The 26,334-nt window shown below is 60.7% G+C and carries 23 protein-coding genes and 1 pseudogene; 15 read left to right on the plus strand and 9 right to left on the minus strand.

Annotation, left to right across the window (positions count from 1 at the left end; genetic code table 11):
- Positions 1 to 54: 54 nt before the first annotated feature.
- Positions 55 to 567, minus strand: a pseudogene (locus ACRCJM_RS00465) (M15 family metallopeptidase).
- A 12-nt stretch (positions 568 to 579) separates the two neighbouring features.
- A complete protein-coding gene (gene coaA, locus ACRCJM_RS00470) occupies positions 580 to 1,536 on the minus strand; it encodes a type I pantothenate kinase (protein WP_431463370.1) in 957 nt (318 codons plus the stop codon).
- 128 nt (positions 1,537 to 1,664) lie between these two features.
- Here coaA and glmS point away from each other — a divergent pair, with 128 nt between their 5' ends.
- The 3 genes from glmS (at position 1,665) to ACRCJM_RS00485 (ending at position 5,043) form a co-directional block, all read left to right on the plus strand.
- On the plus strand, positions 1,665 to 3,548 hold the full coding sequence (gene glmS, locus ACRCJM_RS00475; protein ID WP_237198937.1) for a glutamine--fructose-6-phosphate transaminase (isomerizing): 1,884 nt from the start codon (positions 1,665 to 1,667) through the stop codon (positions 3,546 to 3,548).
- Between the two features lie 132 nt (positions 3,549 to 3,680).
- A complete protein-coding gene (locus ACRCJM_RS00480; RefSeq protein WP_431463371.1) occupies positions 3,681 to 4,118 on the plus strand; it encodes a holo-ACP synthase in 438 nt (145 codons plus the stop codon).
- A 1-nt stretch (position 4,119) separates the two neighbouring features.
- Positions 4,120 to 5,043, plus strand: coding sequence for an ADP-dependent NAD(P)H-hydrate dehydratase (locus ACRCJM_RS00485; protein WP_431463372.1), 924 nt, complete (start codon positions 4,120 to 4,122; stop codon positions 5,041 to 5,043).
- A gap of 55 nt (positions 5,044 to 5,098) precedes the next feature.
- On the opposite strand, the gene ACRCJM_RS00490 is transcribed toward ACRCJM_RS00485, so the two are convergent.
- From ACRCJM_RS00490 to ACRCJM_RS00500, 3 genes are all read right to left on the minus strand, one after another.
- Entirely contained in the window at positions 5,099 to 6,571 is a 1,473-nt protein-coding gene (locus tag ACRCJM_RS00490) for a sugar transferase (protein WP_237204785.1), read from the minus strand.
- 176 nt (positions 6,572 to 6,747) lie between these two features.
- The gene (locus ACRCJM_RS00495) at positions 6,748 to 7,524 is read right to left on the minus strand and encodes a phosphatase (protein ID WP_431463373.1); all 777 of its coding nucleotides are present in this window, start codon (positions 7,522 to 7,524) and stop codon (positions 6,748 to 6,750) included.
- Positions 7,525 to 7,534: 10 nt separating this feature from the next.
- Positions 7,535 to 8,740, minus strand: a complete 1,206-nt coding sequence (locus tag ACRCJM_RS00500; protein ID WP_431463374.1) for a glycosyltransferase — start codon at positions 8,738 to 8,740, stop codon at positions 7,535 to 7,537.
- Positions 8,741 to 8,856: 116 nt separating this feature from the next.
- Here ACRCJM_RS00500 and alr point away from each other — a divergent pair, with 116 nt between their 5' ends.
- From alr to tsaD, 5 genes are all read left to right on the plus strand, one after another.
- Positions 8,857 to 10,116, plus strand: coding sequence for an alanine racemase (gene alr, locus ACRCJM_RS00505; protein ID WP_431463375.1), 1,260 nt, complete (start codon positions 8,857 to 8,859; stop codon positions 10,114 to 10,116).
- Positions 10,117 to 10,119: 3 nt separating this feature from the next.
- Positions 10,120 to 10,713, plus strand: coding sequence for a tRNA (adenosine(37)-N6)-threonylcarbamoyltransferase complex ATPase subunit type 1 TsaE (gene tsaE, locus ACRCJM_RS00510; RefSeq protein ID WP_431463376.1), 594 nt, complete (start codon positions 10,120 to 10,122; stop codon positions 10,711 to 10,713).
- Positions 10,714 to 10,911: 198 nt separating this feature from the next.
- Positions 10,912 to 11,589: a tRNA (adenosine(37)-N6)-threonylcarbamoyltransferase complex dimerization subunit type 1 TsaB gene (gene tsaB / locus ACRCJM_RS00515; protein ID WP_431463377.1), complete on the plus strand. Its 678-nt coding sequence runs from the start codon at positions 10,912 to 10,914 to the stop codon at positions 11,587 to 11,589.
- Positions 11,589 to 12,089, plus strand: coding sequence for a ribosomal protein S18-alanine N-acetyltransferase (gene rimI / locus ACRCJM_RS00520; protein ID WP_431463378.1), 501 nt, complete (start codon positions 11,589 to 11,591; stop codon positions 12,087 to 12,089). Before tsaB ends, rimI begins: the two co-directional genes overlap by 1 nt.
- A gap of 16 nt (positions 12,090 to 12,105) precedes the next feature.
- Positions 12,106 to 13,212 (plus strand): tRNA (adenosine(37)-N6)-threonylcarbamoyltransferase complex transferase subunit TsaD, encoded by a 1,107-nt coding sequence (tsaD, locus tag ACRCJM_RS00525; protein ID WP_431463379.1) that lies wholly within the window; start codon positions 12,106 to 12,108, stop codon positions 13,210 to 13,212.
- 32 nt (positions 13,213 to 13,244) lie between these two features.
- Here tsaD and ACRCJM_RS00530 read toward each other — a convergent pair whose 3' ends face one another.
- The 4 genes from ACRCJM_RS00530 to ACRCJM_RS00545 all read right to left on the minus strand — a co-directional run bounded on the left by ACRCJM_RS00530 (position 13,245) and on the right by ACRCJM_RS00545 (position 17,155).
- Positions 13,245 to 14,387, minus strand: a complete 1,143-nt coding sequence (locus ACRCJM_RS00530) for a glutamate--cysteine ligase (RefSeq protein WP_431463380.1) — start codon at positions 14,385 to 14,387, stop codon at positions 13,245 to 13,247.
- 111 nt (positions 14,388 to 14,498) lie between these two features.
- Positions 14,499 to 15,779 carry a class I SAM-dependent methyltransferase gene (locus tag ACRCJM_RS00535; protein ID WP_431463381.1) on the minus strand — a complete coding sequence of 427 codons (1,281 nt, stop codon included), beginning with the start codon at positions 15,777 to 15,779 and terminating at the stop codon, positions 14,499 to 14,501.
- Positions 15,780 to 15,920: 141 nt separating this feature from the next.
- Positions 15,921 to 16,838 carry an MFS transporter gene (locus ACRCJM_RS00540; RefSeq protein WP_431463382.1) on the minus strand — a complete coding sequence of 306 codons (918 nt, stop codon included), beginning with the start codon at positions 16,836 to 16,838 and terminating at the stop codon, positions 15,921 to 15,923.
- Complete coding sequence (locus tag ACRCJM_RS00545; RefSeq protein ID WP_431463383.1) at positions 16,814 to 17,155, minus strand: hypothetical protein; 342 nt, start codon at positions 17,153 to 17,155, stop codon at positions 16,814 to 16,816. The genes ACRCJM_RS00540 and ACRCJM_RS00545 overlap by 25 nt, the downstream gene beginning before the upstream one ends.
- Before the next feature lie 266 nt (positions 17,156 to 17,421).
- Here ACRCJM_RS00545 and groES point away from each other — a divergent pair, with 266 nt between their 5' ends.
- From groES to ACRCJM_RS00580, 7 genes are all read left to right on the plus strand, one after another.
- Positions 17,422 to 17,709, plus strand: coding sequence for a co-chaperone GroES (groES, locus tag ACRCJM_RS00550; RefSeq protein ID WP_135013045.1), 288 nt, complete (start codon positions 17,422 to 17,424; stop codon positions 17,707 to 17,709).
- A gap of 55 nt (positions 17,710 to 17,764) precedes the next feature.
- On the plus strand, positions 17,765 to 19,360 hold the full coding sequence (gene groL, locus ACRCJM_RS00555; protein ID WP_431463384.1) for a chaperonin GroEL: 1,596 nt from the start codon (positions 17,765 to 17,767) through the stop codon (positions 19,358 to 19,360).
- Between the two features lie 217 nt (positions 19,361 to 19,577).
- Positions 19,578 to 21,743 (plus strand): acyltransferase family protein, encoded by a 2,166-nt coding sequence (locus ACRCJM_RS00560; RefSeq protein ID WP_431463385.1) that lies wholly within the window; start codon positions 19,578 to 19,580, stop codon positions 21,741 to 21,743.
- 174 nt (positions 21,744 to 21,917) lie between these two features.
- Positions 21,918 to 23,435 (plus strand): IMP dehydrogenase, encoded by a 1,518-nt coding sequence (gene guaB / locus ACRCJM_RS00565; RefSeq protein WP_431463386.1) that lies wholly within the window; start codon positions 21,918 to 21,920, stop codon positions 23,433 to 23,435.
- Positions 23,436 to 23,546: 111 nt separating this feature from the next.
- Positions 23,547 to 24,674, plus strand: a complete 1,128-nt coding sequence (locus tag ACRCJM_RS00570) for a GuaB3 family IMP dehydrogenase-related protein (RefSeq protein WP_431463387.1) — start codon at positions 23,547 to 23,549, stop codon at positions 24,672 to 24,674.
- A 90-nt stretch (positions 24,675 to 24,764) separates the two neighbouring features.
- On the plus strand, positions 24,765 to 25,718 hold the full coding sequence (locus ACRCJM_RS00575; protein WP_431463388.1) for an SURF1 family cytochrome oxidase biogenesis protein: 954 nt from the start codon (positions 24,765 to 24,767) through the stop codon (positions 25,716 to 25,718).
- A gap of 64 nt (positions 25,719 to 25,782) precedes the next feature.
- Positions 25,783 to 26,334, plus strand: coding sequence for a DUF3817 domain-containing protein (locus ACRCJM_RS00580; RefSeq protein WP_431463389.1), 552 nt, complete (start codon positions 25,783 to 25,785; stop codon positions 26,332 to 26,334).

The following is a 26,334-nucleotide window of genomic DNA, read 5'->3' on the forward strand; positions in this document are numbered from 1 at the left end:
ATGCTAAAAATTTGTAGGTTTCCAGTTATCAACCCGCCGGCCGGTACCCGTTTCTTAGTAGGTGGGGGCGGGCCCCGTACCCCAGAAATCTTCTAGTGTTTCAAATCCAGATTCTTTTAGCGCGGTGGCTTCCTCAATGCCGATATAACGCAGGTGCCAGGACTCATACCAATAGCCAGTGGTTTCGTGGTGCCACCAGGGGTAGCGAACCACAAAACCATAGCGGTGGGCGTTTTCAGCAGCCCACAGGGCAGCTGCCGTGTCTTTGAAGCAGGGCTGTAAATCGCAGCTGCCACCGGTCCCGATATCGAGGGCAAGACCCGTTTGATGCTCTTAATAACCCGGGCGGGTAGAAGCCACATCTGCCTGATCTGTACCGTACTGGGCAGTCCAGCTAGCATAGGTTCCCTGCTGGGTCTCATGCGCCCGGTAACCGCTGAGAGCGACCATGGGGGCGCCCGCTGCAGAGGTATCGGTAAACATGCGGTACGCTGCTTGCGCTGCCTCGGCATGAAGTATGACAGGGCTATGAGGTAGCTCGCTAAAGCCAGCGAAACTGTGAAAAATAAGAGAGCATACCTAGTTCTTCCGTAACAGAACCTTACGGATCTTGTGATCATGGGACTTCTTCAAAATCAGTCGGGCTCGGCCGCGTGTGGGGCGGACATTTTCCCTCAGGTTGGGTTCGTTGATAGACCGCCAAATACTCAAGGCCAGCTCAACCGCCGCGTCCTCCGACAAATCGGCATACCGTTTGAAGTAGGAGTCGGGGTTGGTAAAAGCCGACCGCTGGAGCTTCAGGAAGCGTTGCACATACCAGTGCTCTATATCGCTGGTGGAAGCATCAACATAGATAGAGAAATCAAAGAAATCAGCCAGGCTCAGGGCTGAGCTTTTCTCGCTCTCAAGCTTGGCAGGGGCCAGTACGTTCAAGCCCTCCACAATGAGCACATCGGGGCTGGTAACCTCGATACGTTCGCCTTCAATGATGTCGTAGTAGAGGTGGGAATATTTAGGGGCGGTGACGAGGGGAGCCCCCGATTTAACTTCGGACACAAACCGCAGGAGAGCCCTGCGATCGTAGGACTCTGGGAAACCCTTGCGCCCCATGAGCCCCCGGCGTTCTAGCTCGGCATTGGGGTAGAGGAAGCCGTCGGTGGTTACCAGCTGGACGTTCGGGGTTGAGGGCCAGCGTCGAAGCAGCTCCTGCAGGACGCGGGCGGTAGTTGATTTGCCGACAGCTACTGACCCTGCCACGCCGATAATAAAAGGAACTTTCTGGCCTTGAAGACCTAAAAAGTCGTTAGTCATGTGGTTAGCGCTCGCGGCTGCATTGACGTAGAGGTTGAGCAGGCGAGAAATAGGCAGATAAACCTGTGCCACTTCCTCCAAATCAATGGTCTCACCCAGCCCGCGTAGCTGTTGCAGCTCGTCCTCTGTCAGCGGAACTGAGATCTCGCTAGCGAGTCGGGACCAGGTATCTCGGTCTAGCTCCGTGAACGGAGAATATTTGGAAGAAAGCGCAGATATGCTCATTTACAACAGTCTAGAGGGGCGTAAGTTGCGAGCCTAATATGACGACGGTCTAAGGGGAAAGGACAGGTTGCGACACTGTGGCGAAGACAGCAGTAGGGCAATGAATTCTTAGATGTAAGATGAATACCATGTGTGGAATCGTAGGATACGTAAGTCTCGGCACTGCCGCAGACGGTAAGAAATTTGACCATACCGCATACGATGTGGTTCTCGAAGGTCTGCGCCGCCAGGAATACCGCGGCTATGACTCAGCCGGTGTCGCCCTCATCGGTGACAACGGCATTGAATTCCGTAAGAAGTCAGGCAAGCTCGTTAATCTCGAAGCCGAAGTAGAAGCTAACCCGCTACCTGCCTCATCTATCGGTATCGGTCACACCCGCTGGGCTACCCACGGTGGCCCTACCGACAATAACGCTCACCCGCACGTTGTAGACAACGGCCGCCTGGCAGTTGTGCACAACGGCATTATCGAAAACTTCGCAGAGCTGCGCGCTGAACTGGTTGAAGAAGGCTGTGAGTTCAAATCACAGACCGACACTGAAATTGCAGCTAACCTGATTGCCTCCATCTACAACAAGCTGGAGAACAAGGACCTCACCGAAGCCGTCCGCCAGGCATCAAACCGCCTTGAAGGCGCCTTCACCATCCTGGTCATCCACGTTGACCACCCTGACCGCGTTGTAGCAACCCGTCGTAACTCCCCCCTGGTTATTGGCCTGGGTGAAAACGAAAACTTCCTGGGTTCAGACGTTTCTGGCTTCATCGACTACACCAAGAAGGCCGTCGAAATGGGCCAGGACCAGATTGTTACCATCACCGGTAGCGACTACTCCATCATCGACTTCGAAGGCTTCCCCGCCAACGGCAAGGAATTTACTATCGAGTGGGACGCAGCTGCCGTTGAAAAGGGTGGCTTCGACTCCTTCATGGAGAAGGAAATCCACGAACAGCCCGCCGCTGTACGCGATACCCTGCTGGGCCGTCTGGATGAAAAGGGTAACCTGACCCTCGACGAACTTAAGATTGACGATGCCACCCTGCGTTCCGTCAACAAGATTATCGTTGTCGCCTGTGGTACCGCAGCCTACGCTGGCCAGGTAGCCCGCTACGCTATCGAGCACTGGTGCCGCATCCCCACCGAGGTCGAGCTGGCCCATGAGTTCCGCTACCGTGACCCCATCGTAGACGAGAAAACCCTGGTCGTTGCCCTCTCCCAGTCCGGCGAAACCATGGACACCCTCATGGCAGTGCGCCACGCCCAGGAACAGGGCGCCAAGGTTATTTCAATCTGTAACACCAACGGCTCAACTCTGCCCCGTGAATCCGATGCAGCTCTCTACACCCACGCGGGCCCCGAGATTGCAGTTGCATCCACCAAGGCCTTCCTCTCACAGATCGCTGCTGCCTACCTGCTCGGTCTCTACCTGGCCCAGCTGCGCGGCAACATGTACAAGGATGAAATCCGTACCATCCTTGAAGAACTGCAGAAGATGCCCGAAAAGATTCAGGCTGTTATCGACAACGAGCAGCAGGTCAAGGACCTCGGCACCTCTATGAAGGACGCCAAGTCCGTGCTCTTCCTGGGTCGCCATGTTGGCTTCCCCGTAGCGATGGAAGGCGCCCTGAAGCTCAAGGAAATCGCCTACCTGCACGCCGAAGGCTTCGCAGCTGGCGAGCTCAAGCACGGCCCCATCGCCCTTGTCGAAGAAGGCCAGCCCATCTTCGTCATCGTCCCCTCACCCAACGGTCGCGACTCCCTGCACTCCAAGGTTGTTTCTAACATCCAGGAAGTCCGCGCTCGCGGTGCAGTGACCATCGTTATCGCTGAAGAGGGCGATACCGCTGTTGAGGAACATGCAGATCACATCATCCGTATCCCCGCCTCACCCAGCCTGCTCCAGCCCCTGCTGTCCACCGTGCCCCTGCAGATTTTTGCATGTTCTGTGGCTCACGCTAAGGGCTACGACGTTGACCAGCCCCGTAACCTGGCTAAGTCAGTAACCGTCGAGTAAAGCCTCTCTACACGAGTAGAGATAGGAACCCCGTACCCGGTAGGGTGCGGGGTTCGCTCTTTAAACTGATAGGAGGGAACGTAGAATGGGCAGAAGAAAGGCGGAGCTAGCAGGAGTGATGAGGAAATCCCCATGATAATTGGTACCGGTACTGACGTGGTCAATATAGCGCGGTTTGCTGAACTCTTGGAGCGTACTCCGGCCTTACACGAGCGGCTCTTTGCACCGGGGGAGCGGGGCTTGCCCGTCCGCTCTCTGGCTGCCCGCTTTGCGGCCAAGGAGGCTGCTGCCAAGGCCCTGCGCGCCCCCGCCGGTCTGAACTGGCAGGATTGCTGGGTGGAGAAGGACGAGGACGGCGCCCCCTACCTGGTCGCACAGGGCACTGTAGCTCAGCGGGCAGCAGAACTAGGAATCAATCGTTGGCATCTCACGATGAGTCACGATGAGCCTGTAGCTACTGCAACTGTTGTGGCAGAGCACCTGAGCGATGGTGACTTGCTGACACTTTTGCGTTTGGATCCGTCTGGTCGGGGGCTCATGCTAGCCCGCCAGGTAGAGGAGGAGGACTAGTGTGGCCAGAGCAAAAGAACTGACCTACTGGGATGTTGAACAATACGTTACTTCCCCCACTGCCTCATCTCATAAGTACACCCGCGGGGTGCTGGGTCTGCTGACCGGTAGCGATACCTACCCGGGTGCTGCCCTCATGTCTGCCCGGGCTGCCGTCAATACCGGGGCTGGTATGGTGCGGTTTGCTGGAACGTCCTCCCTGAACTTCCAGGTACAGCTGGCCGTGCCTGAGGCTGTATGTAGTGTTGGGGAAGCCGACAACCTGCGTGTAGACGCTTGGGCCCTTGGCTCAGGTATCGCCGGAGAATCACGAGAAACTGAGGCTCTGGCCGTCCTTACGGGAGGGCAACCGGCCGTTATTGACGCAGGGGCGATTTCCCTAGCTGCCCGGCTGGTAGCTGATGGGCTAGAGCTGGCGTCACACCATATTCTGACACCCCATGCCGGCGAGCTGGTTGATGCCCTGACCTGGCTTCTGGCTCTGGCGCCATCCGCGCTCCATGCCCTTGATCCCGAATTGACAGAGCCACCCACCCGGGAGCAGGTGGAAGCTGACCCATATAGCTTTGCAACCCTCCTGGCTCAGGCAACGCGGGCCACAGTGCTGCTCAAGGGCGGAACGAGCATCTTAGCCGCACCCACCGGTGAGCTCTTTCAGATAACCAGCGAGAACCACTGGCTGGCCGCCGCCGGTAGCGGGGACACCCTCACCGGTATTCTCGGGGCTCTCCTTGCCCGGTATCAGGCGGAAGAATCCGCCCCCGGTGCCTTCTCAACTGACTATGCCAGGCTAGCGGGCGCCGCCATTCAGATACATCAGTTAGCAGCAGACCTGGTGCACGGAGCAGGGATTTCTGGCCCCACGCCACCAACCCTGGTAGCCCAGAATATTCCCGAGGCCGTAGCCATATTTCTTGATAAGTAGACCTATAACAAAGGCCGGTTACCCTGACGGTAACCGGCCTTCTTGTGTGTGAGCCTTAGTAGGCGCCATCCTTAGCGAAGACCGCGCGGACGGTGCGGAAAAGAATGACGATATCGCTCATCACCGACCAGTTCTCAACGTAGTAGAGGTCTAGGCGAATAGACTCTTCCCACGAGAGATTTGAGCGGCCAGAGACCTGCCAGAGGCCAGTAATGCCGGGCTTGACCAGCAGGCGGCGGTAGGCGTCCTCTTCGTACTGTTCAACTTCAGAGGGCAGCGGGGGGCGGGGCCCCACAAGCGACATATCGCCGACAAAGACGTTCCACAGCTGAGGAAGCTCATCGATGGAGTACTTGCGGATAAACTTACCGATCTTAGTGATGCGGGGGTCATCTGCCATTTTGAAGAGTACCCCGTTGCCCTCGTTCCGGTCCATAAGCTCCTTTTTGAGCTCTTCGGCGTTGGTTACCATGGAGCGGAATTTAATCATGTAGAAGGGGGCACCCCGGTAGCCGACGCGTTCCTGCAGGAAGAAGATGGGGCCGCCGTCCTTTTTGACCAGCAGGGCAACGGGGACGAGTAAGGGGGCCAGGAAAATCAGGCCAAGGCCCGATGCTACAACGTCGATAGCCCGCTTGACCAGGGCCTGCATGCCTTCAATACGGGGAGTATGAACGTGAATCAGGGGGACGCCGTTGAGCGGCTGGGTATGGATACGGGGGCCCGCGATATCGGTCATAGCGGGAGCCATGATGAGTGCAACGTGGGCAGCAGCTAGTGCCCATCCCAGGCGGCGAAGCTCTGTGGGATTGAGCCCGTGACCGGTAGAAACCGCCACCGCGTGAATATTGTTCTCACGAACCACCCTGAGGACTTCTGAGGCATCGGGGGAATAGCCAAGGGTCGGAATAGCGCCATCAGCGAGCTGGGTGCCGGGACGAGAACGAGGCAGGTAGGCCGCTACCGGGAAGAGACCGGAGGTACGGGCCCCCTGGAGGGTCTTGTAGAGGTGCTCGCCTGAGGCTGAGTCACCGATAATCATGACGCGAGAAAGAGCCCGGCCTTTATTGCGCCAGTGGACGAGCCAACGGCGCACGCCCCAGCGGGCGCAAAGAAGCAGGACCATACCGATGGGGTAGGCCAAGATAACGTAGGTGCGGGCAAAATCGATTTTGGTCAGGTAGGAGAAAATTGCGATGACCGCGAAGAAATAGGTCGTTGCTTTGGTTACCAGGCGGTATTCATCGACACCGTGCCCTAGGTAGCGAATATTGCGGCTATTGGCAATCGAGAGTGCAAAGAGCCAAATAAGACCAAAGGCTACACCTGTTCCCACGTATCCTAAAGGCAGGTTGGTGCGTCCCATGACTTCTGAGTTTTGAAAGCCGAAGCTAGCAATATGAGCCAGGGTGATAGCGAGTGTAATAGCCAAAGTGTCGGCTAGGTAGAGAGCAACCCTAATTTTGGGGTGCCAGGTGCGGCGGTTGCGCGTTTCTGCCCACCGCTCCTCAATGTACTGTTCGTTCACTAGTGTGTATTCCCCTAAAGATGGAGTCTGCTCCGGGTGCGAGAGTGAGGTGGGCAGACCTGTACGATTAGGCTTTTAATACTACAGTGTTAGCTGGCTTAAGAGCAGGTAGATATCCTGAAATATGTTTCACACTTTCAGCTGAAAGTAACTTGTTAGTGCTGGTCAGAGTGTTCTTAGTGGGTAAGTCCAGCTTCATGCAGGATAAAATCGATCACCGGTTCGTAGAGGTGCGGGGTGACGTTATCGTCCATGGGCACCGCGACGAGAATCTGCCCCTGTTCGGCGGATACAAAAAGCCCGGGGTCGTTGCAGTCGGCGATACCGATGGTCGGAATCCCAGCGGAGGCCGCATAGCCGGCAAGCCCGTGGTCGGCGATGACAAGACCGGGAGTAATTCCCCGTTCTTGAAGCTGGGCGAGCGCTAGCTGCATAGGGCCGGGGAAGTGAGTGTGCTGCAGGTTGCCGTACTGCTCGAACATAATGACGTCAAAGATTTGGCGGATATCGCCGTCAAGAAAACGGTCGCCCTCCTCGATGGTCAGGACGGTTGCCCCATGAGTTTTGGCTGCTGCTGCAAGACGGGCGTAGATAGGGAAAAGGCCGGCGGGGTGGCCGGTGGCAAAAAGCAGGCTTTTGCCCGCCCGTACTGCGTCACCGAAGATACGGGCGTATTCGGTGAGCCCATCAATACAGAGATCAGCGCTGATGGTGTCTTGGCCCTCCCTGTGATTGGGGTCGGAGCTGGTGCCGACCCTGCGCACCATTAGCTCGAAGATGTCGTCGACGGTCCAGTCCCTGGTCCACTTCACACCGAACTCTAGGTGCTCATTGCCCTCAACAAAGCCCTGCATATGGGCGAGGTTGTTCTCACGGGCGGTTGCTACCTGCCCGGTGATCCGGGATTTATCGAGGTAGGCTGCGAATTCTGGGCGGGTCATGGAAAAGGTCACGGGGTTCCTCCTAGGAACGAGCAAGGGACTGGTAGAGCTGAATAAGGGCCTGGGCTGTTGCCTGCCAGGTAAAGTCGTGGGCGCGCCGGGCCCCGGCCTGCCCCAAAGTGCGTCGAAGCTGTGGGTCTCTCACAAGCTGTTCGATGGCGTCCGCCCAAGCAGCGGGCGTCCGCTGGGCTACCAACAGGCCGGTGGCGCCATCGGCCACCGCCTCCCTGAGCCCGTCTACCTTGCTGGCGAGCACCGGGGTGCCGCAGGCAGAGGCCTCCAGGGCAACCAGGCCAAAGGTTTCTGAGGATGAAGGGCAGGTAACGATATCGGCCTTTCGGAAAGCCTGGGCGAGGTCGGGGGTGGGCATCGAGGGAAGTAGGCGGACGCGGTCGCCTAGTCCCAGCTCTTCTGCTCGGGTATCGAAATCCTGTTCATAGTTTGTGCCGGAGGTTCCAATGATGTCGAGGGTAATGTTCAGCTCTCGCGGAAGTAGGCCGAGGGCTTCAACCAGCAGATGAGGGCCCTTAAGGTGCTGGGGGCGGCCGGCAAAGACCAGGTGGGCTGCACCGTCCTGCCCCTCATGAAGAGGGCGGACGCCCTCGCGCGGGGAGAAAACAGAAAGGTCAACGCCGGGGGCTACCGTCACCAGTTGGGATTCTTGTGCCCCGTAGAAGTCGCGCATCTGGGCTGCCTCATACTCCGTATTGACCACTAGAGCGGCGGCCCTGCGGACCAGCGCCTGCTCACCACGCAAACGTACCTCGGGCTCTGGACACTCGCCCTCACCCAGACGGGCATTTTTGGCAGCTGCGGTGGTGTGCATTGTATGAACGAGCGGTACCTGCGGGTAGGCTGCAAGGGCCGCCAGACCCGAGAGCCAGTAGTGGCTGTGAACCAGCTGGGGCGGTCGCGACGCTATAGCCCGAACGGCCATAGCAAAGCCCGGAACCAGCTCAGGTAAATCTTCCTTACGGGCTCCTTCAGCCTCAGGCAGGTAGAGAGCGGTAACGGTGGCCCGCTCGTGATACCGTACCTGCCCAGCTTGCTGGCGGTCGGTTGCCAGCGTAAAAACTTCCACGGTCAGCTGGGGGTTGACCTCAAGAAGAGCCGCCAAAGAACGCTCAATATAGACGTTCATGCCGCCAGCATCCCCTGATCCAGGTTGGGCCAGGGGTGAGGTATGCAGCGAAAAGATATGCAGGTGCAGCGGAAAAGAAAAACTCACACCTCTACTCTACCCCTGCCACATCTGCCCGCGCTCTGTAGGCGTCAGCGCAGGTGCGCTAACGGCAAACTCAACTAAGCTAGAGAAGAAAAGACCCTACGCCCAAGGATGACACCGTGTCTATCGACAGCCTCTACCACGCCCACGGCTTCGTGCCCCTTGACGCTCCCACAGATGCAGAACGCCTCGCCGTCATCGACCTGGATGCCGTTGAACATAACGTCCGGCGCATCAAAACCCTCATCGGGCAGCGCGCCCTCATTGCCGTGGTCAAAGCGGACGCCTACGGGCACGGGGCTCTCGACGTAGCCCGATCAGCGGTGGCGGCAGGAGCTGACTACCTGGGCGTCGTCCACGTCAAAGAAGCCCGCACACTCCGCGCCGGCGGTGTTACAGCCCCCATTATCGCCTGGCTCCACACCCCTCGAACTGACTTTTCCCAAGCCCTCACAGACAACCTCGAATTGGGCGTCTCAAGCACCTGGGAACTTGACGCCATTGCAACCGCCCACCGTGCCAGTGGGCAGCACGAGCCGGTCAAGGTTCACCTCAAAGTAGATACCGGCCTAGGCCGCAACGGTGTGACCATGAGTGAACTACCGGCGCTCGCCGCCGCCGCCCGCCAGCTCGAAGAGGACGGGGTGCTGCAGGTGGTCGGGGTCTTCTCTCACCTGGCAGTAGCTGACGAACCAGAACGTACCGAAACAGCAGAGCAGTCCCAGACCTTCGACCGGGCACTAGACATCCTGCACTCTGCCGGCCTGCGACCGACCCTGCGCCACCTTGCTAATACTCCCGCGACCTTCAGCGCGGCGTCCGTTGGCGCTGAAGAAGGCCTGCTGCGGGACGCCGTCCGTGTGGGTCTCGGTCTCTACGGGCTGTCACCCCTGCCCGGGCAGACCCCAGCAGACCTGGGACTCAAGCCGGTCATGCACCTGCAAACCTTCATCAACGCAGTCAAGGAAGTCCCCGCAGGCCAAGGCGTCTCCTACGGCCTTAACTACGTGACCGACAAGCCCACGACCCTGGTCCTGGTGCCGGTTGGCTACGCGGACGGCGTTCCCCGAGTCGCAACCGGCGGGCCGGTCCGTATCTACCCGGTATCTGGCCCGGCCCGAACCTACCGGGAGGTGGGTCGAATCGCCATGGACCAGCTGGTCGTAGACCTCGGTGAACCCGGTTTGGCTGACCCTGCAGCTGGCTTCCTGGGTGCCCCCGCCGTCCTCTTCGGAACCGGCGATAACCCACCAGTCACCGACTGGGCAGAAGCCGCCGGAACGATTAACTACGAAATCGTAACCCGCATATCCCCGCGCGTCACCCGCATCAGCGTCGGCGGATCCTGGCGCCAGCGCGACACCGAAAGCGAGCAGTAAACCGTGACCGACCGCGTCCTTGACCTCGAAATCACCGGCCCCGAGCACACCCGTGCCATCGCCCTGGCCCTAGCGCCCCTGCTTACCTCGGGCGATGTCCTGATTCTCACCGGCGAACTGGGAGCCGGCAAAACCACCTTCACCCGCTCCCTCGGCGAAGGACTCGGCGTGCGTGAGGGCGTCATCTCACCCACCTTCGTCCTCTCCCGCGTCCACCCCAATCTACCCGACGGCCCCCGCCCCGGCGGCCCCGACCTTGTTCATGTTGACGCCTACCGACTCGCCAGCTCAGAAGAACTCGACGACCTCGACCTCGAATACTCCCTAGACCGGTCCGTCACCGTCATCGAATGGGGCCGTGACAAAGCCGAACACCTCTCAGAATCTATTCTCGATCTGGAATTTACCCGGGTGACAGGCGCAGACCTGGCCGAAACAGACCCCTACGCCCTCTACGCCCCCGGCAGTTGGGAAGAAGAAGACGAGGACGACGGAGCCCCCGAACCACGCCGCCTCCGCCTCATCGGGAGCGGGCCCCGCTGGGAAAATGCTTGGGATGAATTAGCGGAACATCTGACTCGTGTAGGGGGAGCATAGGGGCCTTTGGAAGCACCCTTAAACGCCAGCCCCGAGCCAGCTTCCTGCAGGCCCCTACGCTCCCCTCGAGAAAACCCACTACGGAAACATTGCCACTCCAAGTAGGCTGAAGGACAGCGGCGTCACGGGCTCGCAGCGAGCGCGAGCCCGTAACGCCGAGTATCAAGCCTTTGAGCCTAAACACGCTAGACTGGTGGGGTGCTTATTCTTGCTCTTGATTCATCCGCTATTGCTTCTGTCGCCCTGGGGTGCCTGGACGGGCAAACTCTGACCCTGCTCGCTTCACGGTCAACCGAAGATACCCGCTCTCACGCCGAAGTGATGGCTCCCTTCGTTACCGAGGTATTGGCTGAAGCTGGAGTAACGGGCCAAGATGTTGACGCTGTGATAACCGGTACCGGCCCCGGCCCCTTTACCGGCCTACGCGCCGGCATCGTCACCGCCCGTTCCCTGGCCTTTGCCTGGAACAAGCCCCTCTACGGAATCATGAGTCTTACCGCCCTCGCAGAACGCGCGGAAGGTGCCGCGCGGGCGTCCGGTCATACCCGTTTTCTTGTCGCCTCAGATGCCCGCCGCAAGGAAATATACTCGGCTGTCTATGAACTAACCGAGAGCGGCTACCAGTTGGAGAGTGGCCCCACCGTCGGCCCGGCCAGCGAGGCCCCCGCCCTGCCTGCCTACGGGTTTGGGACCTCCCTTTACCCGGAGTCCCTGGATGCCCAGCCCGGCTTTGAGCATACCCAGCCGGACGCCGCCGCCCTGCTGGCAGCCGCTGCCCGCCTGGGCCTGGCCAATCTCAGCACTGATACGAGCGCCCTCTACCTGCGCGAATCCGATGCCAAGGTGCCGGCCGCCCGTAAGAAGGCCATCGCCTAATGCTACTGACTGACCTTCCCACGGGGCTGGCCGATGGGGCTCAAGCCAGGGAAATGACCCTGCACGATATCTCAGCTGTCCATACCCTAGAACTCGACCTCTTCCCGGCCGACGCCTGGCCCCTGGACATGTTCCTTGCCGAAATCACCCACGAAACCCGGGGATATGTCGTCCTGGAGATACCTACAGAAACCGGTCCGCAGGTTATCGGTTATGCCGGGCTCATGAGCGTAGCCGACACCGCCGACGTGCAAACCATCGCTGTTGCCCCCGCCTACGAGGGGCGCGGCTACGGGCGGGCTCTGCTCGATTTTCTGGCCCGCGAAGCGGCTGCCCGCGGCGCTGAACAGATACTACTGGAGGTACGCGCCGATAACCCCCGGGCTCAGGACCTCTACCTGAAAAACGGTTACCAGCAGATTCACGTGCGCCGCCGCTACTACAACGACGGGGTCGATGCCCTCATCATGCGCCGCGACCTCACCCAACAGACCGCCTAGCAAGGAGAAACCAGCCATGACCGCTAAAACCGAACCCCTGGTGCTGGGTATTGAGTCCTCCTGCGACGAAACCGGCATTGGCATTGTGCGGGGCTCAACCTTGCTGACCAACACCGTCTCGTCCTCTATGAACGAGCATGTGCGCTTTGGCGGGGTCATCCCTGAGATTGCTTCCCGCGCTCATCTGGACGCCATGGTCCCGGCCCTTCAAGCAGCCCTGGACGAAGCCCAGGTAAGCCTGGATGATTTGGACGCTATTGCCGTGACCGCAGGCCCCGGCCTGGCCGGTGCCCTCATGGTGGGGGTCTCTGCCGCTAAGGCACTGGCTACCGCTACCGGCAAGCCCCTCTACGGCATCAACCACCTGGTTGCCCACGTGGGCGTGGGCCTGCTCGATGACTGCGGGATTGAGGGGTACACCGCTGATTTTCTGGACGGCCTGCCGAGTGAGGGAATTGGCGCCCTGCTGGTCTCCGGTGGGCACACCGAAATCCTGGCCGTGCGCGACATTACCGGGGACGTTGAGTTGCTGGGCGCCACCCTGGACGATGCCGCCGGCGAAGCCTACGACAAGGTGGCCCGGCTGCTAGGTCTGCCCTACCCGGGTGGGCCGGTAATTGACCGGGTTGCTAAGGACGGCAACGGGGCGGCTTTCGCCTTCCCCCGGGGCCTGTCAACCCGCAAGTTTATGGGCACCGCTGAGGAGCCCGGCCCCCACCGCTATGACTTTTCTTTCTCGGGTCTAAAGACCGCTGTTGCCCGCGTCGTTGAGGGCTTTGAGGCCCGGGGTGAAGAGGTTCCGGTTGCTGATATCGCAGCTTCTTTCCAGGAAGCTGTGGTCGACGTTATTACCAAGAAAGCTATGCTGGCCTGCACCGAACGCGGTATCACCACCCTGCTGCTGGGTGGGGGCGTGGCCGCGAACTCCCGCCTGCGTGAACTGACTGCCCAGCGCTGTGCCGAGCACGGTATCAAACTGGTCATTCCCCAGCTGAGCCTGTGCACCGATAACGGGGCCATGGTAGCGGCCCTGGGTGCCCGCCTGGTATCTGAGGGGCGGGAGCCGTCGGGAATTGACTTCACGGCAGACTCGTCCCTGCCCGTCACTAAGATTTCGCTCTAGCCGTAGAAAGTGCGAGGGACTGGGCGGAAGGTCTACAGCCCCTTGATAGCTTGTGAGGTCAGGTCGTCCACCACAGCCTGCAGGTTTCCGCCGTTTTCGGCGGCGACACGACGCTGGCGCTGGTAGCCTGCCCCGGTCAAACAGATTCGCTCCACGTCAGCCAGTTCAGCCGAACATCCTAGATCTGCGGCGATACTTTCAAGCTTGTTGAGAAGCCCCAGGGTATCTTCGGTGACCAGGCGTTCGGTGTTCTGGTTATCGAGAATGACGATGGCCTCGGTGCCGTAGCGGGCAGCCCGCCACTTGTTTTCCTGCACGTGCCAGGGCTTAAGAGGCTCAATTCGTTTGCCCGCATCGAGCTGGCGGGAGAACCACTCCACCAGGCACTGGGTAAAGGCGGTCAGGGCCGTGATGTCGCGAATAGAGGCCAGCCCGTCGTAGGCCCGCATTTCTACCGTGCCGTACTTGGGCACGGGGCGCACGTCCCAGCGGTTTTCGCTGGGATCGTCAATAACCCCGGTGACCACCAGGTCATTGAGGTAGTCCTCGTAGTCCCCCCAGTCTTCAAAGGTGAAGGGGAGACCCGAGGTGGGTAGCTGCTGAAAAATCTGGGCCCGCTGGGAGGCAAAGCCGGTATCTTCCCCTTCCCAGAAGGGAGAGGACGCCGAGAGAGCCAGGAGGTGGGGGTAGAAGTTGGTGAGCCCGTTGAGCACCGGCAGGGCCTTATCCCGGGAATTCACTCCGGTGTGCACGTGCACTCCGTAGATGATCTGGCGGCGGCCCCAGAACTGGGAGCGATCCAGCACCCGCAGGTAGCGGTCCTTATCCACGACTTTCTGGTCCAGGGCCCGTGAGAAGGGGTGGGTACCGGCTGAGAAGAAGACCAGACCCAGCTGGTCGGTAACTTCTTTGAGGACGCCGGTGGCTTGGAAGAGCTGGTCGGCCGCCTCGCCGGGGGTTCGGCAGACACCGGTGACTAGTTCAACGGTATTGTTGAGAAATTCGCCAGTGATGTGGGCCCGGTCGTCTGCTGCTTCGAGTACCCGGGGGTGCTGGTCTTGGAGTAGAGCCAGAACCTCGTCTGCGCGTGAAGCCAGTTCGCGGGTTTCGGGGTCGACGAGGGCGACCTCCCATTCCACACCAATCGTGGACTGGTTCGAGGGGTGAAAAATCATGCGCTGGCTCCAGAAGTCTCGGTGCGATGCTGGTTCTATCCTAGGGGCAGGGCCTAGCGCAGAAGAATCCGGCTCACTCTATGACGAATCCGATGAGATATATGTAATAAATCAGGCTGGTTCAGCCCAGATAGCTAGCCGCTGGGAATCTGTTCCCTGCCCAAGTCGGGTTAGCACCAGGGTGGATTCTCTGTGAGGAGCCCCCTTCTTCTTTTTAACCCCGGCCAGCAGGCTTGCCCGCAGCTTTTCGGGGACCACATCGACCCCCCGCTTTTTGATGGTCAGGGCGGTAATTCCTTCTTCTTTGACCCAGTGGCGTAGCTTCTTCTCGTTCAGGGGCAGGGTGCCCAGGACGCGATAGGTGCGGCCCAGGGGGCTAACCGCGGGGGATTCTGAGGTCAGGTAGGCAATATTCTCATCGAGCAGGGTAGCTCCGACCGTCCGCGCAAAATCCGCGACCAGGTGGGAGCGGACCACCGCCCCGTCAGGCTCAATCAGGTAGGCGCCCAGGTCAGTTACCTCAAGAGGCTCCTCATCGGCGATAGTCGGTAGCGGGGAAGTCATCTCGCCCAGGACCTGCCGGGTGACGGCGTCCGCCCCCAGCACGGTAGCAGAGCGGGCAACCCCGGGCCGGGCCAGGGCGTTGAACCAAAGCACTACTTCCACCACGGACCCGCCGTGACTGACCCACTCGGCCTCCACTCCGCTTGGGATCGCCTCGTGGGGTAGGGCAGGCCCCAGCTTGACCCCCATGGGGATGCCCGTTGCCGCCAGCTTCTCTAAGTAGGAGAAAGGCGGGGAGAATGCCTCGGGATCAAAGATTCGGGAGGTCGTTGAACCGCCCTCCACCTCGCGGCGGGCCGGATCCAGCCAGAGGGCAGAGACGCGCTCGCCGGTCACGGTCGCCAGCGTATTAAGGTCAACCTGCTCAACATCGCCCACCAGTACCTGGGCTACCGGATAGGGGGAGAGGTTGTGGGCTGTTAGGGCCGCTGTGGCCGGGTCGAGTTCGACGGATGTCACCGCCAATCCTGCGCGGGCAAAGGCCAGGGAATCTGCCCCCAGGCCGCAACCCAAATCGGCAACCGAGGTGAGCCCGGCGGCCCGGAACCGGGCGGCGTGGTGGTCGGCAACCGCTGCCCGGGTTGCCTGCTCATAGCCTGCCTCGGTGAAGAGCATCTGCGAAGCTGTCACGCCAAACTTGGTGGCCCCCAGGGTCTGCAGGCGGGCCTGGGTGAGCAGGGCAGAGGAATCCTCGGCGCTGAAGCCCCGGGTCCGCAGCTTGCTGACGGCTTGGAGGGAATCAGCCGGCTGATAGGGCACTAGCTGGTCTAGGACTGCTAGCTGGTCGGCGGAGAAAGGCTGGGCACCGGCGCGGGGGAAAGAGGTCATGTATCTAGTTTAAGGGTGAGGTGGGGAAGACCCGCTGAAAGCCGACTGGCTGGGTCTGGCGTGAATCGGGCGAGCCTCCAGGGCGAGCCCGAGAGGATCAGTCGGCGCAAGCGGGTCTACCCCGCCCCGTCCCCAACCAATTTAAGTTCCAGAACGCGCTTCGTCCTGCCCCTTATCTGCCCTTCTTCCCGTGGGTAGCTTGGTGATGGGCTGAGTGGCCAGAGCCCAGAGGGCACCGCCGAGGGCGCTGGAACCGATGGCGGTAAAGGCTACCGGGAGGGAAGAAACCAGCATGATGCCTGAGATAGCCAGGGGCCCAGCGACAATGGCGACCTGGGAGAACATCGACCAGATGGAGAGGAACTTAGCCCGCCCTACGTTGGGGGAGAGGTCTGCCCCGATGGTCATATTGATGCCAGCTCCGAAACCGTTGCCGATGGCCATGAGGGTAAGCCCCGCGATGAAGCCTGCGCTGGTGGGCGCTAGAGGGACGAGAAGGAAGCCGGCCCCAAAAAGGCCGAGGCAGAGGGCGAGGACAGCGGAGCGTCCAACCCGGTCTTTGAGGTAGCCGCCGGGAACCATGAGAAGCATTTCGAGGGCAGAGCTCAGGGCAACTGCCAGGGCGATTTGGGAGTCGCTCCATCCCAGGTGCAGGCCCCACAGGGCCAGGACGATGGGCTGGGTGACGCGGGCGACCGCCAGGGTGATGATACCCAGTCCCGCTACCCACACTGCCGGCCAGCGGACAGCCAGGGCTAAATCTTCATCGGTGCGGTTGGAGCGGGCCGTACTGGTGGCGGTGTCGAAGCGCTGGTTGAGCTTACGGATGCGCAGGCAGAGGGTGGCTGAGGCTACGAGCAGGAGGGCGACTAGGAAAACCGTCCATAGAGGGAGCCAGATCAGCAGGAGGGCTGAGAGAAGAGGCCCTGCAAGGGCACCTGCCCGCTGGGCTCCGCCTAGGGAGGTCATGGCTTTGCCGCGGTCTTGGGTGTCGACAGTTTCAGCCAGTACCGATTGCCGGGCCAGACCCCAGGCTACAGTGGCAGGGACTCGGGCCATATGAGCGAAAAAGTAGAGCCACAGTGCCCCAGCCAGGGGCAGAGCCAAGGAGATTGCAGAGAGAGGGTGAGGGCACCGGCTGCGCTGAGGGTTGCCAGGGTCATGGCGCGTTTATCGCCCACCCGGTCGATAGTAGCCCCTACCGGGACGGTGCAGAAGAGGGCCAGGACGCCTGAGGCGGCTACCAGCAGGGAGGCCAGTTCGGGGGAGGCCCCCAGCCTGATGGCTGCCAGAATCTGGATGGGAACGACGGCCCCGAAACCAGCGGCAAAGAGGAAGGAGGGAACGAGCACCGGCCAGAAGATGAGTTTGAGCATGGTTGCCTTTCTTCCGGGGCGAAAGTCACGTCGACCTGTATTTTAGGGTACAACAGTCCGAGTCGGGACGGTGCGCTGTCTGCGAAACCTGCGCCTTATCTTGCCCACCGGGGGTGAGGGGAATAAAGTTTTAGTTAGCACTTGACCGCTGACAGTGCTAAAAGGCAGCCGGTAGCACCGCGACGATACCGGCCTTGCTTACTTAGCGCGTCATGGTCACCCCCGAAAGTTTTACGCTGAGAACCCACTCAAAGGAGTACCTCACCATGGCTATCAAGCCCCTCGAAGACCGCATTGTTGTTCAGATCGTCGAAGCAGAGCAGACCACCGCATCCGGCCTGGTCATCCCCGATACCGCCAAGGAAAAGCCCCAGGAGGCTAAGGTTATCGCTGTTGGCCCCGGCCGCATCGACGACAAGGGCAACCGCATCCCCGTTGACGTAGCTGAAGGCGACGTTGTCATCTTCTCCAAGTACGGTGGCACCGAAGTTAAGTACGGTGGCGCTGAGTACCTGATCCTGTCAGCCCGCGACGTCCTGGCTGTCGTTTCCTAAGTTTTCGCTGTTTCTACCGCACAAAACACGAAACACGAGAAAGAAGTAAGGATTCATGGCAAAGCAGCTTGAATTCAATGATGATGCGCGCAAGCACCTGCAGGCAGGTGTCGATAAGCTCGCCAATGCTGTCAAGGTAACCCTGGGCCCCCGCGGCCGTAACGTGGTGCTTGATAAGCAGTGGGGCGCCCCCATCATCACCAACGACGGTGTGTCGATCGCCCGCGAGATTGAACTGGAAAACCCCTACGAAAACCTGGGTGCCCAGCTCGCTAAGGAAGTCGCCACCAAGACCAACGATGTTGCCGGCGACGGTACCACCACCGCGACCGTCCTTGCCCAGGCTCTGGTATCTGAGGGCCTGCGTAATGTCACCTCGGGCGCTGCCCCCGGTGAGGTCAAGCGCGGCATCGAGACCGCCACCAAGCTGGTCTCAGAGCGCCTGCTGGCTAACGCCCGCGAGGTAACCGGCGAAGAAGTTGCCCACGTAGCAGCTATTTCTGCCCAGTCACCCCAGATCGGTGAACTGCTCTCTGAAGCCTTCAGCAAGGTGGGCCAGGACGGCGTTATCACCATCGAGGACGGCTCCACCACCGAGATTGAACTCGAAGTCACCGAGGGTATGCAGTTCGATAAGGGCTACCTCTCACCCTCCTTTGTGACTGACCCTGAGCGCGCCGAAGCTGTTCTGGAGAACACCGCGATTCTGCTCTACCAGGGCAAGATTTCAACCGTGGCTGAGATTATGCCCGTGCTTGAGAAGATTGTTCAGGCTAAGAAGCCCCTGACCATCATCGCCGAAGACGTGGATGGCGAAGCTCTCTCCACCCTGGTGGTTAATAAGCTCCGCGGCAACCTTGACGTCGTAGCGCTGAAGGCACCCGGTTTTGGCGACCGCCGCAAGGCAATTTTCCAGGACCTGGCTATCCTCACCGGCGGCACCGTCATCACCGGCGAACTGGGTATCTCCCTGGATGCCGTTACCCTGGATCAGCTCGGTTCAGCCCGCCGCGTGACCGTCACCAAGAACAACACCACCATCGTTGATGGCGGCGGTACCTCTGAGGCCGTTGCCGAGCGTGTCGACCAGCTCCGAGCCGAAATTGAGCGTGTGGACTCCGAATGGGACCGTGAGAAGCTCAAGGAACGCCTGGCTAAGCTGGCTGGTGGCGTGGGCGTCATCAAGGTGGGTGCTGCAACCGAGGTTGAGGCCAAGGAACGCAAGCACCGCATTGAGGACGCCGTATCCTCCACCCGTGCCGCTCTGGAAGAGGGCATTGTCGCCGGTGGCGGTACCGCCCTCGTCCATGCCCTGGCAGCCCTGGACGGCGTTGAGCTTGACTCTCGCGACGCCCAGGTCGGTGTGGAGATCGTCCGCCGCGCCCTGGTTCAGCCCCTGCGCTGGATTGCCGAGAACGCAGGTGAGGACGGCTATGTGGTCACCTCCCGCGTAGCCGACATGCCCATCGGTCACGGCTTCAACGCCGCCACCGGTGAGTACGAGGACCTGATTGCCCGCGGCGTCATCGACCCCGTCAAGGTCACCCGTTCAGCCCTGGAAAACGCGGCCTCCATCGCTGCCCTGGTGCTGACCACCGAGACCCTGGTTGTTGAAAAGCCCGAAGAGAAGGACGAGGACGAGGCCAAGTAAAGGCCCCGTCCCCGCACTCAAGGCCTTACCGGGCCACTTGAGGCAGAACAACCCCTGCCCCTACCGTGACTAACACCGTAGGGGCAGGGGTTTGCTTTTTAAAGCAAATTTTCAGTCACCGGGAGTAAGATTTTTAACTCGGTGTCTTCCTGCCAGTTACCTTTCAATAACTGACTTTCTGGCACCAGATGATTGCCAGCAAAGGAGGTAGACCGCAGTGCCCCGCCCCGCATCCGAGCCCACACCAGCCACAGGTACCATCGCAACCGTCACTCATTCAGCAGAACGGGCCTGGCGCCCCGAGATTCAGGGCCTGCGCGCGCTCGCCCTGCTGCTGGTGGCTGCCTACCATTTCTGGTTTGGTCGGGTATCGGGCGGTGTTGATGTCTTCCTGCTGATTTCGGCCTTCCTCTTAACCGGGTCCTTTGCCCGCAAGATAGAGCAGGGCAAGCTGGTAGGGCCGGGCACCTGGTTCGGTCTAAAAACCCTGCTGGCCTATTGGGTGCACGTCTTTAAGCGTCTGCTGCCCCTGGCATCTCTCACCGTGGCACTTACTTTGTTAGGTACCTATTTCTTTATCCCGGCTGAGCGCTGGCTCTCGATAGCTAACGAGGCCAAGGCCGTGATTCTGTACCAGCACAATAACTGGTCGATTGAAAACGCCGTGGACTACTACGCTGCCGACACCTCGCTGGCCTCACCCTTCCGGCATTTTTGGTCCCTGTCGGTCCAGGGGCAGATTTATGTGCTGTGGCCCCTGCTGATGGTGGCACTGGCCCTTCTGCTAGGTAAGCGCATGAGGGGCTCTGCCCGTTGGGCTCTGACCGGTGCCTTTGCTGCCCTTTTTGCGGTGTCGCTGACTCACTCAATTGAGGTCACCGCGACCAACCAGCAGGCCGCCTACTTTGAAACCGAGGCTCGCCTCTGGGAATTCGCGCTGGGCTCTCTAGTAGCCCTCTGGTTGCCGGTCCTGAAACTCCCCCCGCTTGTACGCGCGGTTCTGGGGTGGGCAGGTATTGCTGCTATCGTTGCCTGCGGCTTCGTGCTGGACGTTAACGGAACCTTCCCCGGCTACGTAGCCTTGTGGCCCACCCTGGCAGCTTCTCTTGTCATCGTTGCAGGAGATAGCGGCACCCGCTTCGGGCCCGAGAAACTGCTGACCGCTAAGCCCTTGCTGGCCCTGGGCGGTTTTTCCTATGCCCTCTATTTGGTGCACTGGCCAATCCTAGTCTTTTACTTGGCGCAGACTCGTCAGGAAAAGGCGGGTTTCTGGGCTGGGCTTGGCCTGCTTCTTCTGTCGGGTGTGCTGGCCTGGGCTCTAACCCAGCTGGTCGAAAAGCCCCTGCGGGACTGGGCGCTACCCAACCGGTCTGTGTTTGCGGGTCTGGTCACTGGTGCGGTGTGCGTGGGTCTTGCTCTTGCTCCCTCCTACGCCTGGCAGTCCTCCATCTACCGGCAGGCTGAGCAGGCAGAGGCAAACCGCACCCTCAATAATGTGGGGGCCGCCGTCCTACAGCCGGATTACGAGTACGCGGGGGAAGAGGACGTCCCCGTGATTCCCATCCGCGCTGTGCTCGATGCCGATTGGGCCGATCTTGGCACCGCCTGCACCGACGTGACCCCCGAGCTGGCCGTCCCCGACTCCCTGGCCGGGGACTGCACCTACGTTGCCTACTCACCCCAACCCACCCGAACCATTGTGGCCTGGGGGAACTCCCACATGCAGATGTGGATGACGGCTGTGCGTCCGCTTGCTCAAGCCCAAGGTTGGTCGGTCATTGCCCTCACCCGCCCCGGCTGCTTCCTCGGTGAAACCGACAACGCGGCCTACGCCAGAGGCTTTGAATGTGACTCCTGGGCAAGCGACAGTGCTGCCTTTATCCAGGGCCTGGCCCCAGATACCGTCCTGCTCCACGGCACCAAATCAGAACCCAACCTGCCAGATGCTCCGCTCATCGATGCCGAGACCCGCATCGCCGAGCTCACCGCAGCCGGAACCCAGGTCATCGGCATGCGTGACACCCCGCGCATGGAAACCATGCACAAGGACTGCATGGACGCCTTCGGCACGGCGGACGACTGCGTCATGAGCCCCGGCCAGGACGTCACCGCCAGCCCCCTCAGCTCCCTCGAAGAAACCTACCCGGGTTTTGCTGCCCTCAACCTCTCTGACCTGATTTGCCCCGAGAACGCCTGCCCGGCGTCCATCGGTAATATCTACACCTACTTCGACTACGACCACATCACCGCAACCTATATCGAAACCCTGGGCCCCTACTTCGACCCGCGCGTGCTCGAAGCCCTGGGCAAAGCTGATGCTAGCTCGCAGGCACATAGCCAAGTAATACCTGCCGGAAGCGCCCCCTACGAGGCTGTGGAATAGAAACGGCGGGGGAGGGGTTTCACCCAGTACGAACAGGGACGAAACCCCTGATGTGAGCAAGCGACAGGTAGCTGCCCGGGCCCTACGCTCGCGCATCGGGGCTAACCCGACTAAGATTAAAACCAGTGTCGCTAAGCGCCCACCTGAATACCCTCGAAAGGTAGCGAACCCTTCATGACTACTCCCACTGCACTGAGCGAAGACCCCTTCGGCTTCACCGGCCTCACCTACGATGACGTGCTGCTCCTGCCCGGCAACACCGACGTCATCCCGTCAGATGCAGACACCACCACCCGCCTGACCAAGCGCATCTCCATCGCCTCACCGATTATCTCGGCAGCGATGGACACCGTGACCGAGTCAGCCCTGGCTATCGCCATGGCTCGCCTGGGCGGTATGGGCGTGATTCACCGTAACCTTTCCATCGCTGACCAGGCCGACCACGTCGACCGCGTCAAGCGCAGCGAATCGGGCATGATCACCAACCCTGTGACCGTTGGCCCCGACGCCACCATCGCCGAGCTCGATGCCCTGTGCGGCCACTACAAGGTTTCGGGCCTTCCCGTCGTGGACGAGAACAACGTACTGGTCGGCATCATCACCAACCGCGACACCCGCTACCTGCCCGAGTCCACCTTTGAGACCACCCACGTGCGCGACATCATGACCAAGATGCCGCTCATTACCGGTCACGAGGGCATGAGCAAGGACGAAGCCTTCGCCCTGCTGGCAGAAAATAAGATTGAGAAGCTGCCCCTGATCGACAAGGACGGCAAGCTCACCGGCCTGATTACCGTCAAGGACTTCACCAAGAGCGAGCAGTACCCCCGCGCCACTAAGGATGAGGACGGCCGCCTGCGCGTTGGCGCTGCTATCGGCTTCTTCGGCGATGGCTACGAGCGCGCCATGACCCTGGTTGAGGCAGGCGTTGATGCCCTCTTCGTCGATACCGCTAACGGCCACTCCCAGGGCGTGCTCGATATGATTGCCCGCCTGAAGAAGGACCCTGCCGCAGCCCACGTTGATGTGGTGGGTGGCCAGGCTGCTACCCGCGCTGGCGCCCAGGCTATCATCGACGCCGGTGCCGATGCGGTCAAGGTTGGCGTTGGCCCCGGTTCCATCTGCACCACCCGCATTATTGCCGGTGTTGGCGTGCCCCAGATTACTGCTATCAATGAGTCAGCTAAGGCTGCTATCCCCGCTGGTGTTCCCCTGATTGCGGACGGCGGCATGCAGCACTCCGGTGAAATCGGTAAGGCCCTGGTGGCGGGTGCGGATTCGGTGATGCTGGGCTCCCTGCTGGCAGGCACCGCTGAATCACCCGGCGACCTCATCTTCGTCAACGGTAAGCAGTTCAAGGCCTACCGCGGCATGGGCTCCCTGGGTGCTATGCAGTCCCGCGGCGGCAAGAAGTCCTTCTCTAAGGACCGCTACTTCCAGGCCGACGTGTCCTCCGAAGAGAAGCTGATTCCCGAGGGCATTGAAGGCCAGGTACCCTACCGCGGCCCCCTGTCCTCCGTACTGCATCAGCTGGAAGGTGGCCTGCGCCAGACCATGTTCTACGTCGGTGCCCACACCATTGAAGAACTCAAGAACAAGGGCCAGTTCGTACGCATTACCTCAGCAGGTCTGAAGGAATCACACCCCCACGACATCACCATGACTGTCGAGGCCCCCAACTACCGTCGCTAAACTGTAGCGGCCAGCCCCGGTTCTCTCGCCCCTGCGGTGAGGGGCCGGGGCTTCCGAACGTTACCACGCTCGTTTGCATCAACCGGTCTACCACCGGTGAAAGGAAGATCCATGACCGATATCCAGATTGGTATGTCCAAGCGCGCCCGTCGCACCTACTCACTCGATGAAATCGCCCTGGTACCTACCCGCCGTACCCGCGACGCCCATGACGTGAACCTTAGCTGGCAGATTGACGCGTTCAAGTTCGACACCCCCATCATCGGTGCCCCCATGGACTCTGTGATGTCACCGGCTACCGCCATTGCCTTGGGCAAGCTTGGTGGGCTCGGCGTCCTCAACCTTGAGGGCCTGTGGACCCGCTACGAGGACCCCCAGCCCCTGCTCGAGGAAATCAACGCCCTGCCCGCTGACGATGCCCCCGCCGCCACCCGTCGCATGCAGGAAATCTACGCTGAGCCCATCAAGGCTGAGCTGATCACTGCCCGCCTGGCAGAGATTCGTGACTCGGGTGTCATTGTCGCAGGCTCACTGACCCCCCAGAACACCCAGGAGTTCTACCAGACCGTGGTCAAGGCTGGCGTTGACCTCTTCGTGATTCGCGGTGCTGCGGTCTCTGCCCAGCACGTTTCATCCCGCCGCGAGCCCCTTGATCTCAAGAAGTTCATCTACGAACTCGACGTCCCCGTCATGGTCGGTGGCGTGACCGGCTACACCCCGGCTATGCACCTGATGCGTACCGGTGCTGCCGGTGTGCTAGTAGGTTTCGGCGGCGGTGCTGCCCTGACCACCCGCCGCGGCCTGGGCATCCAGGCTGCCATGGCCACCGCGATTTCCGACGTCGCTGCTGCGCGTTCTGACTACCTGGACGAGTCCGGTGGTCGCTACGTGCACGTGATTGCGGACGGCTCCCTGGGCCGCTCCGGCGACATGGTCAAGGCACTGGCGATGGGCGCGGACGCCGTCATGATTGGCGCGCCCCTGGCCCGTGCAGCCGAGGCACCCGGTGCTGGCTGGTACTGGGGCAACGAAGCTCACTCAGCTGACTTCCCCCGCGGCATCCGCACCTACCAGGGCACCGTAGGCTCCCTAGAAGAGGTGCTCTACGGCCCTTCAGCCCACACCGACGGTAGCGCTAACCTGGTGGGCGCCCTCAAGCGAGCACTGGCAACCTGCGGTTACACCGACCTCAAGTCCTTCCAGCGCATCGACGTCAACGTCACCCCCTACGTCAAGTAGATGATGCCCCCGGCCCCGTGCACCTAGCTTTCCTAGGCGCGCGGGGCTGACCTGCTTTCGTCCGCCCACTTCACGCTGAAAAGAGCAAACGTGCTAAAAACCGCCCTGACCCCCCGCTGGCTCCTTGGCCTGCTCCTGGTGCTGGCGCTGGCTAGCGGTTTTGTGATGCTCAGCAAATGGCAAATTAACGCTTCCACCCTGGGGCAGGTCACTGCAGACCCGGCTAAGGACGTGGTGCGCCCCTATAGTCAGGTGCTCCAGCCCCATGACCCGCTGAGCATGACCGAGGCCGATACAGTTGTGGAAGCTACCGGCAGCTACGTGCAGGGCTCTACCTACCTGGTAGAAAACAAGCTCAAAGACGGGGCTGAAGGTTACTGGCTGGTCAGCCTCTTTGTGCCTGATGACAGCCAGCAGGTCAGCACCAGCCTGGGGGAGGGGCCCCGCGGTATCGTGGTGGCCCGTGCCTGGACCCCCACCGCGGAGATTCCCGCTGAGCCCACCGGCACCGTGACCATCGCCGGGCGGGTTGTGGGTAACGATGCCCCGCTCACCAGCAAGGACGTCAGCGAAGAGAACCGAGGGAAGGGCCGAGTGCTTGCCTCCGCCAACTCCTCTTACCTGACCAACGTCTGGAACGCTGCCCTCTTCAACGGCATTCTCACTCTCGATTCTGAAAGTACAGGGGCCACCCCGCTGACCGACCAGGGCACTATCGCCGAGACCGCCACCCTGCTCGATAGCAGCGGAGCTCTACAGCCCATTCGTGCACAGCAGGTCACCGATGACACCGTCGACTGGCTCAACATCTTCTACGCTCTAGAATGGCTGGTCTTCGCAGGCTTTGCCCTCTACCTCTGGTATCGCCTGCTCAAGGACTCAGTCGAAAAAACCACAGACCCCACCCTCTACTTCGAATACGAGGGGCAGTACTGGGTCGATGAAGAAACCGGCCGCCCCTACTACTGGGACCCGGCTGACCAGGCCTACTACTACTTTGATGATATTCAGGACGCCCCGCCCCACCTGCCCGGTAGGGGCTAGCTGGCCCACCGGCGTCCGCCCACCAGAAACCGACCACCCACACCAGCTAAGGGAGAAACCAGCTGTGAGCGAGAACCCCACTCCGCGCCCCGTCCACCGTACCGATGGCAAGAAAGTAACCCTCGCTGAGGGAACCACCGAAACCAACGCCGCAGGCGGTTTTACCGTTCGCAAGAAATTCGGCGGAACCGAATCCCAGATTCGCGGGGCCCTGACCATCTACAAGTGGTGCGCCTGGATTTCAGGTACCTTCTTGCTGCTACTGGTTGCCGAAATGATCAGCCGTTACATCTTCGGCTACGACCTGGTGGCCGGTGGCGTAGACGCCCAAACCGGTGAAACCGTGGCCTTGGGCTGGCTGAACCTCGAGACCGGCAACCTGCACGGGGGAGTCAATATCTCTACCGGGATCCTGATTGTTCACGGTTGGTTCTACGTCTTCTACCTCTTCTCCTGCTTCCGCCTCTGGCTGCTCATGCGCTGGGCCCTGCCCCAGATGATCGTCATGGCCCTGGGCGGTGTGGTGCCCTTCCTGTCCTTCATCGTGGAGCGCCGCATCTACGCAGAAACCCTCGCCCTGCTTGATGCTAACCCGCAGGCCACCAAACGTTACTAG

The sequence above is a fragment of the Rothia sp. L_38 genome (assembly GCF_050689125.1).
In the GTDB taxonomy this organism is placed as follows: domain Bacteria; phylum Actinomycetota; class Actinomycetes; order Actinomycetales; family Micrococcaceae; genus Rothia.

Bases quoted from the DNA above. Each gene is read 5' to 3' on its own strand.
- coaA (WP_431463370.1), bottom strand. From the start codon at position 1,536: ATGAGCATATCTGCGCTTTCTTCCAAATATTCTCCGTTCACGGAGCTA.
- glmS (WP_237198937.1), top strand. From the start codon at position 1,665: ATGTGTGGAATCGTAGGATACGTAAGTCTCGGCACTGCCGCAGACGGT.
- ACRCJM_RS00480 (WP_431463371.1), top strand. From the start codon at position 3,681: ATGATAATTGGTACCGGTACTGACGTGGTCAATATAGCGCGGTTTGCT.
- rimI (WP_431463378.1), top strand. From the start codon at position 11,589: ATGCTACTGACTGACCTTCCCACGGGGCTGGCCGATGGGGCTCAAGCC.
- tsaD (WP_431463379.1), top strand. From the start codon at position 12,106: ATGACCGCTAAAACCGAACCCCTGGTGCTGGGTATTGAGTCCTCCTGC.
- ACRCJM_RS00530 (WP_431463380.1), bottom strand. From the start codon at position 14,387: ATGATTTTTCACCCCTCGAACCAGTCCACGATTGGTGTGGAATGGGAG.
- ACRCJM_RS00535 (WP_431463381.1), bottom strand. From the start codon at position 15,779: ATGACCTCTTTCCCCCGCGCCGGTGCCCAGCCTTTCTCCGCCGACCAG.
- ACRCJM_RS00540 (WP_431463382.1), bottom strand. From the start codon at position 16,838: ATGGCCCGAGTCCCTGCCACTGTAGCCTGGGGTCTGGCCCGGCAATCG.
- ACRCJM_RS00545 (WP_431463383.1), bottom strand. From the start codon at position 17,155: ATGCTCAAACTCATCTTCTGGCCGGTGCTCGTTCCCTCCTTCCTCTTT.
- groES (WP_135013045.1), top strand. From the start codon at position 17,422: ATGGCTATCAAGCCCCTCGAAGACCGCATTGTTGTTCAGATCGTCGAA.
- groL (WP_431463384.1), top strand. From the start codon at position 17,765: ATGGCAAAGCAGCTTGAATTCAATGATGATGCGCGCAAGCACCTGCAG.
- guaB (WP_431463386.1), top strand. From the start codon at position 21,918: ATGACTACTCCCACTGCACTGAGCGAAGACCCCTTCGGCTTCACCGGC.
- ACRCJM_RS00570 (WP_431463387.1), top strand. From the start codon at position 23,547: ATGACCGATATCCAGATTGGTATGTCCAAGCGCGCCCGTCGCACCTAC.